At 73.4% G+C, this 16,093-nt stretch carries 17 protein-coding genes; 10 read left to right on the forward strand and 7 right to left on the reverse strand.

Going from position 1 to position 16,093, the window contains the following annotated elements; all coding sequences use genetic code 11:
* Positions 1-3 precede the first annotated feature (3 nt).
* On the reverse strand, positions 4-408 hold the full coding sequence (locus DC008_RS32470) for a DUF6098 family protein (RefSeq protein WP_425276572.1): 405 nt from the start codon (positions 406-408) through the stop codon (positions 4-6).
* Between the two features lie 233 nt (positions 409-641).
* Between DC008_RS32470 and ku the strand changes: the two genes are divergently transcribed.
* The 4 genes from ku (at position 642) to DC008_RS32490 (ending at position 5,668) form a co-directional block, all read left to right on the forward strand.
* On the forward strand, positions 642-1,697 hold the full coding sequence (ku, locus tag DC008_RS32475; protein WP_108710062.1) for a non-homologous end joining protein Ku: 1,056 nt from the start codon (positions 642-644) through the stop codon (positions 1,695-1,697).
* 148 nt (positions 1,698-1,845) lie between these two features.
* Positions 1,846-2,841, forward strand: a complete 996-nt coding sequence (locus DC008_RS32480) for an esterase/lipase family protein (RefSeq protein ID WP_108710063.1) — start codon at positions 1,846-1,848, stop codon at positions 2,839-2,841.
* A gap of 286 nt (positions 2,842-3,127) precedes the next feature.
* Positions 3,128-3,886 carry a hypothetical protein gene (locus DC008_RS32485; RefSeq protein WP_108710064.1) on the forward strand — a complete coding sequence of 253 codons (759 nt, stop codon included), beginning with the start codon at positions 3,128-3,130 and terminating at the stop codon, positions 3,884-3,886.
* A gap of 348 nt (positions 3,887-4,234) precedes the next feature.
* Positions 4,235-5,668, forward strand: a complete 1,434-nt coding sequence (locus tag DC008_RS32490) for an APC family permease (RefSeq protein WP_108710065.1) — start codon at positions 4,235-4,237, stop codon at positions 5,666-5,668.
* A 40-nt stretch (positions 5,669-5,708) separates the two neighbouring features.
* Here the strand turns inward: DC008_RS32490 and DC008_RS32495 are convergent, their stop codons facing one another.
* Both DC008_RS32495 and DC008_RS32500 read right to left on the reverse strand, forming a co-directional pair.
* Positions 5,709-6,392 (reverse strand): DUF4328 domain-containing protein, encoded by a 684-nt coding sequence (locus DC008_RS32495; RefSeq protein ID WP_108710066.1) that lies wholly within the window; start codon positions 6,390-6,392, stop codon positions 5,709-5,711.
* A gap of 111 nt (positions 6,393-6,503) precedes the next feature.
* A complete protein-coding gene (locus tag DC008_RS32500) occupies positions 6,504-7,418 on the reverse strand; it encodes a YhjD/YihY/BrkB family envelope integrity protein (protein ID WP_108710067.1) in 915 nt (304 codons plus the stop codon).
* 134 nt (positions 7,419-7,552) lie between these two features.
* Between DC008_RS32500 and DC008_RS36300 the strand changes: the two genes are divergently transcribed.
* The 3 genes from DC008_RS36300 (at position 7,553) to DC008_RS32510 (ending at position 10,205) form a co-directional block, all read left to right on the forward strand.
* Positions 7,553-7,894, forward strand: a complete 342-nt coding sequence (locus tag DC008_RS36300) for a GAP family protein (protein WP_279632351.1) — start codon at positions 7,553-7,555, stop codon at positions 7,892-7,894.
* Positions 7,827-8,270, forward strand: a complete 444-nt coding sequence (locus tag DC008_RS32505) for a GAP family protein (protein ID WP_279632352.1) — start codon at positions 7,827-7,829, stop codon at positions 8,268-8,270. The genes DC008_RS36300 and DC008_RS32505 overlap by 68 nt, the downstream gene beginning before the upstream one ends.
* A gap of 90 nt (positions 8,271-8,360) precedes the next feature.
* Positions 8,361-10,205 carry a glycoside hydrolase family 15 protein gene (locus DC008_RS32510; RefSeq protein ID WP_108710068.1) on the forward strand — a complete coding sequence of 615 codons (1,845 nt, stop codon included), beginning with the start codon at positions 8,361-8,363 and terminating at the stop codon, positions 10,203-10,205.
* A 93-nt stretch (positions 10,206-10,298) separates the two neighbouring features.
* Here DC008_RS32510 and DC008_RS32515 read toward each other — a convergent pair whose 3' ends face one another.
* The 3 genes from DC008_RS32515 to DC008_RS32525 are packed head-to-tail and all read right to left on the reverse strand — an operon-like array spanning position 10,299 to position 12,535.
* On the reverse strand, positions 10,299-11,723 hold the full coding sequence (locus DC008_RS32515; protein WP_425276559.1) for a chloride channel protein: 1,425 nt from the start codon (positions 11,721-11,723) through the stop codon (positions 10,299-10,301).
* Complete coding sequence (locus DC008_RS32520) at positions 11,720-12,022, reverse strand: SHOCT domain-containing protein (protein ID WP_108710069.1); 303 nt, start codon at positions 12,020-12,022, stop codon at positions 11,720-11,722. The genes DC008_RS32515 and DC008_RS32520 overlap by 4 nt, the downstream gene beginning before the upstream one ends.
* A gap of 48 nt (positions 12,023-12,070) precedes the next feature.
* Positions 12,071-12,535: a DUF6325 family protein gene (locus DC008_RS32525; RefSeq protein ID WP_235074507.1), complete on the reverse strand. Its 465-nt coding sequence runs from the start codon at positions 12,533-12,535 to the stop codon at positions 12,071-12,073.
* Between the two features lie 221 nt (positions 12,536-12,756).
* Between DC008_RS32525 and DC008_RS32530 the strand changes: the two genes are divergently transcribed.
* The 3 genes from DC008_RS32530 to DC008_RS32540 are packed head-to-tail and all read left to right on the forward strand — an operon-like array spanning position 12,757 to position 14,376.
* Positions 12,757-12,990: a hypervirulence associated TUDOR domain-containing protein gene (locus DC008_RS32530; protein WP_108710070.1), complete on the forward strand. Its 234-nt coding sequence runs from the start codon at positions 12,757-12,759 to the stop codon at positions 12,988-12,990.
* A 10-nt stretch (positions 12,991-13,000) separates the two neighbouring features.
* Positions 13,001-13,486 carry an MSMEG_6728 family protein gene (locus DC008_RS32535; RefSeq protein ID WP_108710071.1) on the forward strand — a complete coding sequence of 162 codons (486 nt, stop codon included), beginning with the start codon at positions 13,001-13,003 and terminating at the stop codon, positions 13,484-13,486.
* 29 nt (positions 13,487-13,515) lie between these two features.
* Positions 13,516-14,376: an oxygenase MpaB family protein gene (locus tag DC008_RS32540; RefSeq protein ID WP_108710072.1), complete on the forward strand. Its 861-nt coding sequence runs from the start codon at positions 13,516-13,518 to the stop codon at positions 14,374-14,376.
* 723 nt (positions 14,377-15,099) lie between these two features.
* Here the strand turns inward: DC008_RS32540 and DC008_RS32545 are convergent.
* Positions 15,100-15,993: a PfkB family carbohydrate kinase gene (locus DC008_RS32545; RefSeq protein WP_108710073.1), complete on the reverse strand. Its 894-nt coding sequence runs from the start codon at positions 15,991-15,993 to the stop codon at positions 15,100-15,102.
* Positions 15,994-16,093 lie beyond the last annotated feature (100 nt).

The following is a 16,093-nucleotide window of genomic DNA, read 5'->3' on the forward strand; positions in this document are numbered from 1 at the left end:
CATTCAGGTGCCGGTCGTGCCGCCCCGGTCCAGCGGTCCCCAGGAGTTCCGGTGGTGCCGGACGACGCGGTCGGCCTCGGTGATGACCCGGTCCTCGATCCAGCCCAGTGGGCGTACGTCCCTGACCAGAGGCTCGTTGTCGGGGCCGCGGGCCGCCTCGCGGGCCGTGAGGACCCAGGGCCGGGTGCGGGAGTCCTTGATGCGGGGCAGGTGCGCGTAGTCGTACAGGCGCCGGGCCACCCAGACGCGGAGCGGGCGGCCGTCCCACCGCTCCTCGACGTCCAGCGGGTTCGCGGACAGACCGGGCAGCGCAGCCCCGTCAGCTCGTCCCGGCTCGACATCGCCGCCATGTCCGTGGCGGGGCCCAGGGACCAGCGCACGTACAGCCCCGGCGGGCGGCGACCAGATCGGCGAGCTCGCCCAGCGTCGCGAAGGGCGTCATCCCCGAGGTGTCCGGGCCCGGTGTCGCACGTGCCGTGGGCACCAGCTTTCCAGTCCCGGCACAGTTCATCCGCGTTCGCCGCCCCGGTGTGAGGGGTTGCGCCGGTCGGCCCCCGGCCGGGCCGGCTCGACGCGCGCGCCCGCCGTCGTGGTGCCAGCGTGGAGGGCAGCACTCGGGACACGGACGGAGCGGGACGGTCATGGCGCGGGCGATCTGGACAGGTGTGATCACGTTCGGGCTGGTCAGCGTGCCGGTCGGCCTCTACACCGCCACCCAGGACCACACCCTGCACTTCCACCAGCTGCAGCGCGGCACCTCCGACCGCATCCGCAACCGCCGGGTCAACGAGCGCACCGGCGAGGAGGTCTCCCCGGACGACATCGTCAAGGGCTTCGAGATCGCGGACGGCGAGTACGTCGTGATCGAACCGCAGGAGCTGGACGCGATCGCACCGGGCCGCAGCCGGACCATCGAGATCTCCGACTTCGTCGACCTGGACGAGATCGAGCCGGTGTACTTCGCCCGCACCTACTACCTCGCGCCGCGCGGCGAGGAGCACCTCAAGGTGTACGAACTGCTGCGCGCCGCCCTGGAGAAGGCCAACCGCATCGGTGTCGCCACCTTCGTCATGCGCGGCAAGCAGTACCTCACCGCACTGCGCGCCGAGGAGAAGGCGCTGATGCTCCAGACCCTGCACTGGGCGGACGAGGTCCGCGACTCCACCCGTGAGCTGCCGCAGCTCCCGGAGCACCGGGCCGGAAGCGGCAAGGAACTCGACATGGCGCTCCAGCTCGTCGACGCCCTGAGCGGCCCGTGGGAGCCGTCGCGCTACCACGACACCTACGAGGAGAAGGTGCGCGAGCTGGTGCAGGCCAAGGCCGAGGGGCAGGAGATCGCCCCGGCCGAGGAGCCGCCGAGCGCGACCAACGTCGTCGACCTCATGGAGGTCCTCCAGGGCAGCATCGAACGCGCCCGCTCCGGCGGCGGCAAGACGTCCCCGGCCGGGCAGACCAAGTCCGGGGCAAAGCAGTCCAAGCCCGCGTCGGAGCGGTCCAAGTCCGCCTCCGCGCCCAAGAGTTCGGCACGCAAGAGCTCCGCCGCTCCGAAGAAGAGCGAATTGCGTGAGCTGAGCAAGGCCGAGCTGTACGAACGCGCCACCGCGCAGGAGATCCCCGGCCGGTCCCGGATGAGCCGTCAGGAGCTGATCGACGCCCTCGCCGGCGGCGGACGCCGGCGCAAGAAGGCCGCCGCCTGACGGACCCCTCCCCGCACCGGCTGGGCCGGTCGGATGAAATGCGTCTGCTCCATCGGAGGTGCCGTGAGCGGCCCCGGCGCCCCGCGCCCGGAGGGTCCCCGATGATCTTCGCGTCGGCGCTGGGCCGGCCCGGAGACGAGGAGTGACCATGGCGGACCGGAAGGTTTCCCGGAGCGGGCCGCAGCGGCCGCGCGGCCGCTGGGCGACGCTCTGCGCGGGAGTCGCCCTGCCGCTGGCCCTCGGGCTGACCGGCACGGCCACCGCGTCCGCCGAACCCGCACCGACGCGCCCGGTCCTCGACGTCGCCGCGGCGGTGGCGTACGGGCTCGTCCACCCGGAGGCGGCCCCCGCCGGAGCCGACGACTGGTCGTGCCGGCCCTCGCGCGAACACCCCCGCCCGGTCGTCCTGCTGCACGGCTCGGCGGCGAACGCCTACGCCAACTGGAGCATGCTCGCCCCCTACCTCAAGAGCCTGGGCTACTGCGTCTTCGCCCCCAACTACGGCGGCACGCCCGGCAATCCGTTCAAGGCCACCGGGCCGATCCCGAAGTCCGCCCGGCAGGTCGCCCGGTACGTCGACCGCGTCCTGAAGGCCACCGGCGCCAGCAAGGTCGACCTCGTCGGGCACTCGCAGGGCGGCGGCCCGACCCCGCGCTGGTATCTGCGCTTCGAGGGCGGCACCGACCCGGCACACCCGAAGCGCAACAAGGTGCGAAGGCTGATCGCCCTCGCCCCGTCCAACCACGGCGGCGACATCTCCGGCGTCGGCACGGTCACCGGCCGCCTCGGCCTGGACCCGGCCGTGTCCGCCGTCGTCGGCCAGGCGTGGTCGGACCAGATGGTGGGCTCCGCCGTGAACCGCCGGCTCGACCGCGACGGCGACACGCAGCCGGGCATCTCGTACACGGTGGTCTCCACCCGGTACGACCTGTTCGCCACGCCGTACCGCAACAACTTCCTGACGGCGGGCCCGGGCGCCACCGTCCGCAACATCCTCATCCAGGACGTGTGCCCGCAGGACATGTCCGACCATCTGTCGCTCGCCTACGACACCAACGCCGCCCAGCTCGTGCGCAACGCCCTCGACCCGGCGCACGCCCACCCCGTCCGCTGCGGCCTCACCCTGCCTCTGCTGGGCGGCTGACCTCCGGGCGTCCGGTGCCCGGTCCGGCCGAAGTCCGCCCCCGCCCCCGTCCGTTGAGTCCGGACGCGTACGCCCGCGACGTGCGCCGTCCACCGGCACGGGCCGGGGCACCGAGCCGAGTCACGCTAGCCGTTACCGGCGGGTCGGCCCAACTCGCCGACCCCTTGCGGCCGTTCTGACTCGAACGCTTGTACCGCACCCGGCCGGCTGCCTAGGGTCTGAGGGCGCGGACGTCCCCGGAAGGGCCCGTTCCGCCCCAACCCCCCACCACACGAAGAGATTCACCATGCACCCTCGCAGAGCACGGCTGCTCGCCGTCACCACCGCCACCCTCGGCTTCGGCGCCCTCGGCACGGCGACCGCCCACGCGGAGACACCCTCCTTCTGCCAGGGCAGATACGTCTGCCTGGAGAACGGCACCGCCTTCGGCGCCCCCGCCGACGCCTACCCGGAGACCTCCGGCGACGACCGGATCACCGCCGAGCAGATCGTCCGCGACTGCGCGGCCGAGAGCGAGCAGGACATACCCGGCGTCGCCTGCGGCTTCTACCCGTACGGCGAGCCGCGCACCACCGGCTACGGCACCTGGAAGCCGCTCACCGCCGACTTCTCCAACTGCTACGGCGGCAACGAGCAGAACAACCTCACCTGGTCCCACAGCAACGAGTACTCCACCTCCAACAGCGTCACGGTGGGCGCCGGCGTCGAGATCGGGCTCAGCGAACTCGTCAAGGCGTCGATCCAGACCAGCTACCAGCACACCTGGGGCCGTTCCACGGGCAGCACGCAGAGCTTCAGCGCGTTCGTGCCCAAGGGCCACAAGGCGCACCTCCAGCACCGCCACCAGCGCCAGGAGGTCACCGGGGTGCTGTGGATCGACTACGAGCACACCGGCACCGGCCCGATGGAGGGCCACGGTCACCACTACTGGGCGATCACCGACTTCAAGGCCGCCTCACCGGTGAAGGACGAGGACGGCGTGGTCCGGGACCAGGTCGCCCTGTCCCGGCCCCAGCGCCTCCAGCAGGGCGACTGCCCCGACTGATCGACTGACGGACCGACGGACGGACGGATTGGCCCGGGGGCGCGGGCACTCGCCCACATGTACTAAGCTTGCTCCCAGAGCCGGTCACCGCAACTCGCGGTCACCGACCCTGCGTTGGTGGTCCAAGGAAAGACGCCCCGCTTCCTGCGGGGAGATGCAGGTGCAAGGCCTGCCCGGCGCTCCGGCACGAGGCCCGTCCGCGACACGCGGACGGGCCTCGTACGTTTCCCGCGCGGTACGGCAGGCCGTACAGCAGCCCGATTCCCGTCGCGCACATGCGGCCGTTCGATCAGGGCAGTAGTCGTCATCAGTGAGGGTCCCGGCCACCACCACGACGAGGAGTACGCCATGACATCCACGGGACAGAAGGACCAACCCGCCACCGCCCCGGACGGGGAGCCCGGACTCAAGCGGGTGATGGGTCCGGGTCTGCTGCTGCTCTTCATCGTCGGGGACATCCTCGGCACCGGCATCTACGCCCTGACCGGCCAGGTCGCGGGCGAGGTCGGGGGAGCGGCCTGGCTGCCGTTCGTCATCGCGTTCACCGTGGCCCTGATCACCGCCTGCTCCTATCTGGAACTCGTCACCAAGTACCCCGAGGCCGCCGGTGCCGCGCTGTACGTGCACAAGGCGTTCCGCAAGCACTTCCTGACGTTCCTGGTGTGCTTCGCCGTGATGTGCTCCGGCATCACCTCGGCGTCGGCGGCCTCCAGAGCCTTCGCCGCCAACCTGGTCACCGGGTTCGGACTGGACGGCGGCGACGGACTCGTCCTCGCGATCGCCCTCGGCTTCATGACGCTGGTGCTGCTCGTGAACCTGCGGGGCGTCAGCGAGAGCCTCAAGGTCAATGTGTTCCTGACCGCCGTGGAGCTGTCGGGTCTGCTGCTCGTCGTCCTGATCAGCGGCTGGTTCATCGCCGGGGGGAACGCCGACTTCTCCCGGGTCGTCGCCTTCGAGAGCGCCTCCGACAAGAACGTCTTCCTCGCCGTCAGCACCGCCACCTCGCTCGCCTTCTTCGCCATGGTCGGCTTCGAGGACTCGGTCAACATGGCCGAGGAGACCAGGGAACCGTCGCGGATCTTCCCCCGCATGATGTTCACCGGGCTCGGCATCACCGGCCTGATCTACGTCCTGGTGTCGGTGTGCGCGGTCGCGGTCGTGCCCGTCGGCCGGCTCGCCGAGAGCGAGACACCGCTGGCCACCGTGGTGCGGACGGCGGCGCCCGACTTCCCGATCTCCGACCTGCTGCCGTTCATCTCCATGTTCGCCGTGGCCAACTCGGCGCTGATCAACATGATGATGGCCAGCCGGCTGCTCTACGGGATGAGCCGCAAGGGCGTCCTGCCGCCGTTCCTGGCCAAGGTGCACCCCGTACGGCGCACCCCGCAGGCGGCGATCGTGTTCACCACCGTCATCGCCTTCGGCCTCATCACGTTCGTCTCGCTGAACCCGGACAGCCCGGTCGTCGCCCTCCTCGGCGGCACGACGTCGCTGCTGCTGCTCACCGTCTTCGCCGGGGTGCACGTGGCGGTCCTGGTGCTGCGCAAGGACACCGTGGACACCCCGCACTTCCGGGCCGGCCGTGTCCTGCCCGTCGTGGGCGCGGTCGCCTGCCTCTATCTGGTGCTGCCGTGGTCGTCCGGACGCCCCGGCGACGAGTACCGCATCGCGGGTGTGCTGCTGCTGGTCGGCGTCGCGCTGTGGGCGGTCGCGTGGTTCACCCGCGACCGCACCGGCACCCGCGCCGCCTCCGACGACGGGGAGCGCGAGGCACAGCCCTGACGTGCCGTGAGCCGGGCGGCACACGGCACGCCCGGCTCACCTACTTCGCGAACGGCCCCTCGAGGGCCTTGAAGCGCTGCATCGCCGTCAGCCGGATCGCGAGATACCCGGCGGCCACGGCGGTACCGGTGTGCAGGAGGTCGGCAACCGCGTACTGCGCCATGGCCTCGCGCACCTCTTGGAGACTCTCGGCGTCGGAGTAGTACGACGCGGCGAACCGGCCGAGCAGCGTCGCGCCGACGAACAGCCCCCACCACAGGTTCACCGGCCACAGCGACGTCCCGCGCGGCCGCCCCTCGTGGGGCAGCGGCGCCGCAGCGCCCCACATGTCGACGGCGACGCGGTACGGCATCCAGAGGTTCACCAGCGGTATCAGCCAGCCCCCGATGGCCCAGCCGCGGCCGTTGCGGAACCCGTCGGGTGCCAGCACGCCCAGGTCCCGTCGCATCAGGTAGAACCAGACGACGAAGACGATCGCGCCGGGCAGGGACACCATCCCCTGGACGTCACCCGCCCGTTCGAACAGCGCGAAGCCGTCGTCCAGCGCCCGCTCGGGCGAGCTCCCGGCCAGCGAGCGCAACCGCAGACCAGCGAACACCGCGAACAGGTCGCTCAGCGCCATGCCCGCCAGCAGCACGCAGACGACGACCAGGAGCACCCGGGACGACGGCCGGGCGGCGCCGGGCAACTGCGGACGCGGTTGCAGGTCAGAGGAGAAGGACATGACGACGACCCCCCACGGGCGACGAGTGGAAAAGCCCGCGGAAGATCGCGTGCGGACGAACCATAGGCCAGCACGACCGCCCCGTCCACGCCGTATGCGCAGCCCCGTGGCTCAGTCCGGCCCGGGCGCGTCCGGTGACTCCGGGGGCTGCCCCAACCGGCGTCTCAGATACGGCTCCTGGGACAGGACGGCCCCCACGCTCAGGGCGATCGCCACGGCGACGCACACCACGATCAGCCAGGACAGCAGCACGAAGACGGAACCGGAGGAACCGTAGTCGGTGAGCGCCCTGTTGAGCGCCCGCGGCATGTAGAAGTGCGCGGTCACCGACAGACCGCTGACCGCGACCGCCGTGATGAGGGCGCCCGGCAGCAGCGGCCCCCACGGCACGGCCCCGCCCAGCAGCAGATGCTGCGTCCACCACCACATGAGGGCCTGCATCAGCAGCACGATCGGGAACCCCAGCGCCGCCCCCATCCCGAACCCGTTGTGCAGCAGCCCCTGGACGACCAGCGCGGCCAGCCACAGGCCGATCCAGGCCAGCCACCGCCACGGCGCCACCTTCGTCCGTGAACGGGGCATCTGCCAGGCCCGGCGGCACAGCCGCTGCACCGCCCGGCTCACCGCCGTCGCCGACAGCAGCACCATCAGACCGCCCACCACGCCGGTCGCCTGCCGCAGATCCTCCGACGGCGGCTGGAACGTCCGCTCCACCTCGGCCTTCGCCTGCCCGGTCAGCCCCAACACCGTGGTGATGGACGTCGTCACCTGCTCCTGCAGCGCCTCCGGCGCGTACGCGCTCAGCACGAACAGCAGCGGCACGGCCGTCAGGAAGCACTGCGCGGCGATCCGGGTGGCGGAGTCGAAGATGTTCACCGCCACGAGCCGGTCCACGATCCCCGTGATCACCGGGAAACGGCGCTCCAGCCGCGCGTGGACGGCCGTCGCCCACGCGACCGTCGCCCGGGAACGCTCACGCCACCAGGCGGCGCGCAGCGGGGACGACCGACGCCGGCGAGTCTCCATCGAGCCGCTCCTTCCCACCTCCAGAGTGCGCGAGGACGCGGTGCCCGGCACGCCGTCCGCCGCCGTGCGCACGGGCCCACGCGAAGATGCGGGCGGGCGACGGCCGTGCGTACGCTCGACCCGTACCGTGCCCGATGGGGGCGCCCATGGTCCTCGACCTGATGCTCGTCGCCCCCGCCATCACGCTCGATCCCCTCCCGCTGATGGCGTTCGTCCTCGTGGTGGCGTCGGCGCGGGGCCTGCGGATCGGGCTGGCCTTCATTACCGGCTGGACGGCGTGCTTCGTCGTCGTGCTGGTCCTGGTGCTCACCCTCACCGGCGGCAGCCCGCCGGAACCGCGCTCACCGCCGTCCACGGCCGCTCTCGCCGTGAAACTCGCCATCGGGGTCGCGCTGGTCGCGCTACGGCGTGCGCGGGCACCTGCTGCGCCGGAGCGGACGCGAGCCGGCCGGGCACCGCGCCCGCAAGGCCCGTGAGTCCAGGGCCGACGGCACCGGCGGCTCGTCGCCGTTCCTCACCTACCGGCTGGAGCGGGGCGCCGTCTGGCCGGCGGCCGTCCTCGCCGTACTGCTCCAGCCGTGGGGTCTGGTGGCCGCCGGGGCCGTCACCGTCGTGGACGCCGACGGCTCCCACAAGTCGACGTGGTTCGTCCTCGTCGCGTTCTGCCTCCTGGCGACCGCCAGCCTGCTCGCCGCCGAGACCTCCCTCGCGCTGCGCCCCGAGCGGGCCCGGCGACGGCTGCTCGCGATGCGCGGCTGGATGGCCGGCCACGCGGAGCGGGCCATCGTCGTCGGCAGTGTCGCCATCGGGCTCTACCTGGTGGGGAAGAGCGTCTCCGGGCTGGCTGGCTGACCCAGGAGCCCCGCGCGCCGAACCCGCACCGCCGTCCTACCCTGAGGCGGAGGGGGGACGGGACCGGCGCACACCGGGAGGTCCGCCCCGATGGACGACTACCCCCTCATCGAGGACCACGGGCTGATCGGCGACCTGCAGACCGCCGCCCTGGTGAGCACCGACGGAGCCGTCGACTGGTTCTGCGCCCCCCGGTTCGACTCGCCGAGCGTCTTCGGCGGTCTGCTCGACAAGGACGCCGGCGGGCACTGCACGGTCCGGCCGTGCCACGGCGCCTACGCGACCAAGCAGTTGTACCTGCCGGACACCGCGATCCTGGTGACCCGCTACATGACCGAGGCCGGCGCCGGCGAGGTGCACGACTTCATGCCCGTCACCGGCACCACCGTCACGGACCGTCACCGGCTGATGCGGATGGTCCGCTGTGTCCGCGGCCGGATGACGTTCGAGGTCGAGATCGCCCCCCGGTTCGACTACGGGCGCCGCCCGCACCGGGTGCACATCACCACGCACGGGGCGACGTTCGAGGCCGACGACGGCACCCACCTCACCGTGCACCCGATCCGGGAGCCGGAGGACGATCGGCTGATCGACGTCCTCGCCGACCGGCGTGACGCCCTACACTTCACGATGACGCTGGAGGCCGGCCAGGAACGCGGACTCGTCCTTGAATGGGGCGGCGACGGCATTCCGCGCACCATCCGGCTCGCCGAGTACGCGGAGGAGTTCCAGGAGACCGTGCGGTACTGGCGGTCCTGGCTGCACCAGTCCCGCTACACCGGCCGCTGGCGCGAGATCGTCGAGCGGTCCGCGATCACCCTGAAACTCATGACGTTCGCGCCCACCGGGGCCGTCGTCGCCGCCCCGACCGCCGCACTGCCCGAGCAACTGGGCGGCGAACGCAACTGGGACTACCGGTTCACCTGGATCCGGGACGCGTCGTTCTCCGTGTACGCCCTGCTCGGCCTCGGCTTCACCGAGGAGGCACAGGCGTTCATCCAGTGGCTGACCGACCGGGTCAGGGAGCGCGCCGGACGCGACAGCACCACCGGCCCGCTGAACATCATGTACCGGGTGGACGGCTCCTCCGACCTCGACGAGCAGATCCTCGACCACTGGGCGGGGTACGCCGGCTCGGCACCCGTACGCATCGGCAACGGCGCCGCCGGCCAACTCCAGCTCGACATCTACGGCGAGGCCCTCGACAGCATCTACTTCGCGCACCGGCACGGACATCCGATGGGCCACCACGGCTGGACCGCGCTGCTCACCAACCTCGACTGGCTGGTCGACCACTGGGACCAGGCGGAAGAGGGACTGTGGGAGACCCGCGGCGGCCGCCAGGACTTCGCCTACGGCCGGGTCATGTCCTGGGTGGCCTTCGACCGCGCGCTGCGCCTCGCCGGCGCCAACGGCCGGCCCGCCGACCCCGCCCGCTGGCGCCGGGCCCGCGACGCCTGCTACCGGCAGGTCATGACGAAGGGCTGGAGCGAGACCCGGCAGGCCTTCGTCCAGCACTACGGGAGCGACGTCCTGGACTCCTCGCTGCTGCGGATGGCGACCGTCGGTTTCATCACGCCTCAGGACCCGCTGTGGACGTCGACCCTGGCCGCCATGGAGGAGGAACTCGTCAGCGACAGCCTGGTCTACCGCTACGACCCGGAGGCGTCGCCGGACGGCCTGGCCGGCTCGGAGGGCACCTTCTCGCTGTGCACCTTCATGTACGTCGACGCCCTGGCCCGCGCGGGCCGGACCGACCGGGCCCGCCTGGTGTTCGAGAAGATGATGGGGTACGCCAACCATCTCGGCCTGTACTCCGAGGAGATCGCGCCCACCGGCCGCCAACTGGGCAACTTCCCGCAGGCCTTCACCCATCTGGCCCTCGTCGACGCGGCCCTCACCCTGAACGCGGCCCTGGACCGGGGCCGGGACTGAAACGTCCCGGGGCGCCTCTCGACCGGAGCCGAGACTGAAGCGCTCGAGACCGCCTCGACCGGGTCTGCGGCTGAAGCGTCCCGAGGCCGCCCGTCACACGCTGCCCGCGCCGCCGCCCGCGGCCCGGGTACGGCCTTCCGGCTCGCCCGGCGCGGTGGCCTCGGCGGGCTTTCCGACCGGTGCAACGGCACGGCCCGGCGGCAGCAGCTCGACCGTCGCGAACCCCACGACCGCCGCCAGCAGCACCACCGGTGTCATCTCCGCCTGGCCCAGAAGCAGGACGACCAGCACCGCACTGCTCACCGGCAGTCGCAGCGCCGCCCCGCCCGCCGCCGCCATCCCGGCCGCCAGCCCCGGCACGACGCCCAGTCCCGGCAGCGGCGCCACCAGCACCCCGGCGGCCGCTCCCAGGAACAGCGCCGGGAAGATGGGACCGCCGCGCAGACTGCCCAGACACAGCGCGTACGCCAGGCCCTTGCACAGCAGGACGGCGATCAGCGCGCCCACCCCCCACGCGTGCGGGTCCTGTGCGAGGCCTGCCAGCGTGGCCTGACCGGACGACGCCACGTCCGCCGGGTTCCGGTCGGTGACGAGCGTGTAGACGGCCCCGCACACCCCGGCGCCCAGCGCGCAGAGCGCCGTACGGGTCACCGGCCGCCCGGCGACGAAGACCGCGGCGAGCCGCCCGGTGTCCATGACCAGGTGCACGGCGAACCCGATGGCCACGGCCAGCAGGACCGACCAGACGACGTCCCCGGCGTCGATGTGCGGCGTCGGCACGCCCAGCCGGAGGGACAGGCCGCCGGTGGACAGGCCCGTCCAGCGGCCGAACCCGGTGAAGACGAGGGAGCCGACACCGCTGGACAGGAGCGCGGGCAGCATCACCGCGAACAGCCGTGGACCGCCCACCCCGGCGACCTCTATCAGGATCACGGCGCCGATCAGCGGGTTGCCGAAGATCGCCGGCAGAGCGGCCGCCGCACCGGCCGCGCCGAGCAGCGCGGCGCTCTGCGGGGTCGTCGGCGCGCGGGCCAGCCGGGCGAACATCATGGCCAGGCCACCGCCGAACGCGATCAGCGGGGCCTCGGGACCGAGGGTGGCGCCCAGCGGAAGGCTGGCGAACGCGGCCAGGACGACACCCGGCAGAGCGGACGCGGACATGCCGGGGGCGTGCAGTCCGGCCGCCGGCACATGCCCGCCCGCACCCGGCAGATGACGGACCACCAGGCCGACGCAGACCCCGGCGACCGCCAGCACCGGCAGCGGCCACCACCAGGGCGGGGTGTCCCAGCCCAGCGCGTCGGGGAGGTCGACCCACAGCGCGTGCTCCAGCTGGTGCAGCGCGGCCAGGAACCAGAACGCCAGCAGCGACACCGGGACGCCGATCAGCGCGGAGAAGACGAGCGCCTTCAGATACGCCGGGTCGCGCAGCATCGCGCGCAGCCGGTCGGCCTCCTCCGGCTGGGTCCGTCCCCCGGACGGGGACGGCTCCCGCGCGCCCTGCTCGTCGTGCGTCAAGCGAGGATCCGGCGCTTCTGGGCCTGGAACTCCTCCTCGGTGAGTACCCCCTGGGCCTTGAGGTCACCGAGCTGCTTCAACTGTTCGATCTTCGCGGTCATGTCGTCGGCCGCCACCGGTTCGGGCGGGGCGGGCGGGGCGGGGGCCACGGGGGCCGCCTCCTGCTCGTACACCATCCCCCGCTGCCGGTCCTGTTCGGCCCAGCGGCCGGCCTGGCGGCGCGAGACCCGGTTGGACACCGCCGTGGCGGTCCCGGAGATGACGGCCGTGCGGGCGACCCCGCGGAGCAGTCCTGGCATGTCGTTCGTCTCCCTGCTGAGGTGTGCCCGGGGCGGGGGCGGACGCACTCACCGCGCGACGACGGACCCGCCCGCGGGCGCCGCCGCCTCGGCCGCGTCCAGCGACGCGACCAGGCTGTCCATGGGGATACGGCCGCTCGCCACCAGTTCGGCCCCGCCGCGCCGGAGCGCACGGGCCAGGGGAGCGGCCCACAGGTTCTCGTAGACCAGCACCGCCGCCGAGTTGCCCGCCTCCAGCGCGGCGCAGGCGTCCTCCAGGTCGCCCTGGTCCAGCAGTCCGGAGGAGGCCCCCTCGAACACGGTGAGGTCGACCTCGTCCCCGGTGTTCCGCAGCTCCAGGGCCTCGACCGAACCGTCGGTGCCCTTGCGTACGAAGGCCAGGTCGAGGACGCGGATGATCCCCCGGTCGACCAGGTCCACGAGGAGGGGCAGCCCCTCACCCGTCATCCGGCTGCCGGGGAACTCGACGATCAGGTAGTCGACGGGCCCCATGTCCGCGATGTCCTGGTGCATGACCACTCCTCACACGATGCTGTGGGCCCGCTCGCCCCCGACGGCGGCGGGGCATACGCGAGGCCCGGCTCCGGCCCTGAAGTCATTGCAGCACTCGGCCCGCGCCCCTGCATCCGGGGCGGCCGTGCAGGTTGGGCCGGTGCCGGGCGGGCACTCGGGGCGGGTCCCGGCCGACGACCCCGCCTGCGCGGGACGGTGGATGAGGGAAGAGAGGGATCACGGTGGCGAAGAAGGCGAAGAAGTCCGACGACGGGCGGCTGTCCAAGGGCGACGAGGTGACCTGGAAGAGCCACGGCAGCACCGCCGAGGGCACCGTCGAACGGAAGATCACCCGTCGTACGGAGGCCGCGGGCCGCACCGTGGACGCCTCAGCGGAGGAACCGCAGTACGAGGTGCGCAGCGAGAAGTCCGGCAGGTCGGCCGTCCACAAGCCGTCCGCGCTGCGCAAGAAGTGAGCGGGGCCGTATGCAGACGTTCCTGCCGGACCCGGACTTCGGGCGGACGGCACTGCTGCTGGACCGGCGCCGGCTGGGCAAGCAGCGCGTCGAGGCGCTCCAGGTCCTGCGCGGCCTGACCGTGCCCGGCTACGGCTGGCGCCGGCACCCGGCCGTCCGTATGTGGGTCGGTTACGAGGAGGCCCTGGTGCGGTACGGCCTGGAGATCTGCCGGGTCTGGCGCGACCAGGGGCACCAGGACAGCTGCGCGGCCTCCCTGGTCTCCGGACTGGCCGCGCACCGGCCCGGTCCCGTCCGGGGGCAGGAGGAGCTGGCGGCGACCGGTGAGCTGCCGCCGTGGCTCGGCGACGAGGCCTTCCACGAGAGCCACCGCTCGGCGCTGGTCCGCAAGGACCCCGACGTGTACGCCGCCCTCTTTCCCGGGGTGGCCGACGACCTGCCGTACGTGTGGCCGGCCTCCGACCGGGAGGCGGGACCCGAGGCCGCCGCCGGATGACGACGACGAGGGCGGAAGGGAGCCCGACCGTGCTGAACGTGGTGCGTGACCAGCTGGGACAGGCCCTGTTCCGCCGGGTCGCGGGCCCTGACGGCCCGGCGACCCGCGCCCGGATCCATCTGACCCCGGGGCCGCGCTGGTTCGGCCCCGACCGCCCGATCCGCTCGGTCCACGGCGACGCGTCCATGTTCATCGGCGGGCTGAGCGCGCTGCTGCTGCAGTCCCTGCACCCGCTGGCGATGGCGGCGGTCGCGGGGCACTCCGGCTACCGGGGCGACCCGTGGGGCCGCCTCCAGCGCACCAGCACCTTCCTCGCCGTGACGACGTACGGCACCGCCGAGGACGCGCAGCGGGCGGTCGACCAGGTCCGCGCCATCCACGAGCGGATCCGCGGCACCGCGGCCGACGGGAGGCCTTACCACGCGGCCGACCCGCATCTGCTCGGCTGGGTGCACGCCGCCGAGACCGACAGCTTCCTCCGCGCCCACGAGCGCTTCGGCGCACACCCGCTGGACGCCGCCGGCTACGACGGCTACGTCGCCGACGTCGCCCGGGTGGCGTCGGCGCTGGGCGTGACCGACCCGCCGCGCGACCGACGCGAGCTCACCGCACGCCTCGCCGCGTACCGCCCCGAACTCCGGGCCACCCCGGAGGCCCGAGCGACCGCCCGCTTCCTCCTTCTCCAGCCGCCCGTCCCCCTCGCGGTCCGCCCCCTGTACGGCGGCCTGGCCGCGAACGCCGTCGCGTTGCTGCCCCCGTGGGCCCGCCGCCTCCTGTGGCTGCCCCGCCTCCCGGTCGTGGAGGACCTGGCGATCCGCCCCACAGGTCAGGCCCTCACCCGCACCATCCGCTGGATCATGCGCCCCCCGACGCCCCCGGGCCCGGACTGACGGCACCACTCCGATGCCGGGTGCCCGCCGCACGGGTCGACTCCGGCACCCGCCCGGGGCCGGCCGACAGGCTGCGCTGAGTGCCCCGCTGCAGTGCCGGGTGCGGAACGCGGAGCACGGCCGCGTCGGCAGGTTCCGGCAGCCCGAACGCCGGGGTCGGGCCGTACGGTCCGCCGGGTGCGGTCGCGTCCGGCGAGCCCGCCCCAGTGGCGGCGCGAGCCGGCTCAGCTGCGGCAGCCGTCCGGCAGGCTGGTCGCCGTAGGGCCTCGCCGTACGGCCGACCGGGTGTGCTGGGTGACATGCCCGTCGAGCGCCGCGCTGCAGTGCCGGGTGCGGAACGCGGCGCAGGGTCGCGTCGGTGGGTTGCCAGCCGAGCGCCGGGCTTCCGGTCGTATGGGTCGGGCCGTACGGTCCGCCGGGTGCGGTCGCGTCCGGTGAGCCCGCCCTGGTGGCGGCGCGAGCCGGCTCAGCTGCGGCAGCCGGCCGGCCGGCCGAGCGCCCGCCCGTCGAGCGCCCGGCCCCGGTACCGGGTGCCGGACGCGGAGCACGGCCGCGTCGGCAGGTTCCGGGAGGCGACGCCGGGCTCCCGATCGTCGCGGGCGGGCCGTACTCCCGTCCGGGTGCGCCGGGGACCGCCGGCGAGCCCACCCGGGCAGGCTCGGTGAGCCCGTTCGGTGTGGCGTGCCCGCCGAGCACCCCGGGCCGGACCGGGTGAACCCCCGCTCAACCGTCCCGCATCCACGCCCGCGTGCCGAACGACGTGCACGAGCGGGCGGCCAGGGACGCCGCCCCGCGCAGGGCGGTGGCGAAGGCGGGGCCGGTCAGGTCGGGCAGGCGGGCCAATCCGTGTGTCAGGGCGCCGTGGAGGACGTCGCCGGCGCCCAGGGTGTCGACCACGTGGGCGTCGGGCACCTCCACCGTGCCGTTGTCGTCCGGGCCGGCCCACAACAGGGGGCGTGGCCCATGACTGATGGCCGTCCAGGGGACGCCGTGGGAGCGCAGGAACCGCAGGGTGTCGTCGGGGGTCCCGGTGCCGGGTGGGCGGAAGGCAGCCGAGCAGACGGCCACGTCGATGTACGGGAGCAGGTCCTCCGTGCCCGGCTTCCAGCTGCCCCCGTCGAGGACGGTCCGGCGTCCGGCCGCACGCGCCGCGCGGGCCGTGGCGAGCGCCAGGGCGGGGTGGTGGCCGTCGAGCTGGACGATGTCGCAGGCGGCGACCCGGGCGTCGAGGTCCGGGGGAGGGGCGAGCCGGTGCCCCCGGGCGTTGGTGGAGGCGACGGCGCGCTCCCCGGTCGCCGCCGTGACCAGCACCGACGACACGGCGGGCGGCTCCGTCCGGCCGGCCGCCAGGTCGGTCACCGTCACCCCCGCCCGGTCCAGGTCCGCCCGGACGCCCTCGCCCAGCGGATGCGCGCCGACCGCGGTGAGCAGCCGTGCCGTGCCGCCCAGATGGGCGAAGGTCACGGCCGCGTTCGTGGCCGGGCCCCCGGCGGCCACGAGCTGGTCCCGTGCCGTCACCTTCTCGTCGGGCCCCGGCAGCCGGTCCACGAGCTGCAGGACGTCCAGCGTGCACAGGCCCACGAACAGGCCGTACGATCCGCCCGTCCGCCGTTCCATGCCGGCTCCTCCCCGCCGGAGCGCGCGTACGCGACGGCCACGCCGTACGCTCCGGTCACGTGGATCTTCCAGCCGGGACGGCGGCGCTGCAAGGAAGGTG

Source organism: Streptomyces nigra, from assembly GCF_003074055.1.
Classification (GTDB): domain Bacteria; phylum Actinomycetota; class Actinomycetes; order Streptomycetales; family Streptomycetaceae; genus Streptomyces; species Streptomyces nigra.

Bases quoted from the DNA above. Each gene is read 5' to 3' on its own strand.
- DC008_RS32500 (WP_108710067.1), bottom strand. From the start codon at position 7,418: ATGGAGACTCGCCGGCGTCGGTCGTCCCCGCTGCGCGCCGCCTGGTGG.
- DC008_RS32535 (WP_108710071.1), top strand. From the start codon at position 13,001: ATGCAGACGTTCCTGCCGGACCCGGACTTCGGGCGGACGGCACTGCTG.
- DC008_RS32520 (WP_108710069.1), bottom strand. From the start codon at position 12,022: ATGCCAGGACTGCTCCGCGGGGTCGCCCGCACGGCCGTCATCTCCGGG.
- DC008_RS36300 (WP_279632351.1), top strand. From the start codon at position 7,553: ATGGGGGCGCCCATGGTCCTCGACCTGATGCTCGTCGCCCCCGCCATC.
- DC008_RS32510 (WP_108710068.1), top strand. From the start codon at position 8,361: ATGGACGACTACCCCCTCATCGAGGACCACGGGCTGATCGGCGACCTG.
- DC008_RS32490 (WP_108710065.1), top strand. From the start codon at position 4,235: ATGACATCCACGGGACAGAAGGACCAACCCGCCACCGCCCCGGACGGG.
- DC008_RS32480 (WP_108710063.1), top strand. From the start codon at position 1,846: ATGGCGGACCGGAAGGTTTCCCGGAGCGGGCCGCAGCGGCCGCGCGGC.
- DC008_RS32485 (WP_108710064.1), top strand. From the start codon at position 3,128: ATGCACCCTCGCAGAGCACGGCTGCTCGCCGTCACCACCGCCACCCTC.
- DC008_RS32545 (WP_108710073.1), bottom strand. From the start codon at position 15,993: ATGGAACGGCGGACGGGCGGATCGTACGGCCTGTTCGTGGGCCTGTGC.
- DC008_RS32495 (WP_108710066.1), bottom strand. From the start codon at position 6,392: ATGTCCTTCTCCTCTGACCTGCAACCGCGTCCGCAGTTGCCCGGCGCC.
- ku (WP_108710062.1), top strand. From the start codon at position 642: ATGGCGCGGGCGATCTGGACAGGTGTGATCACGTTCGGGCTGGTCAGC.
- DC008_RS32525 (WP_235074507.1), bottom strand. From the start codon at position 12,535: ATGCACCAGGACATCGCGGACATGGGGCCCGTCGACTACCTGATCGTC.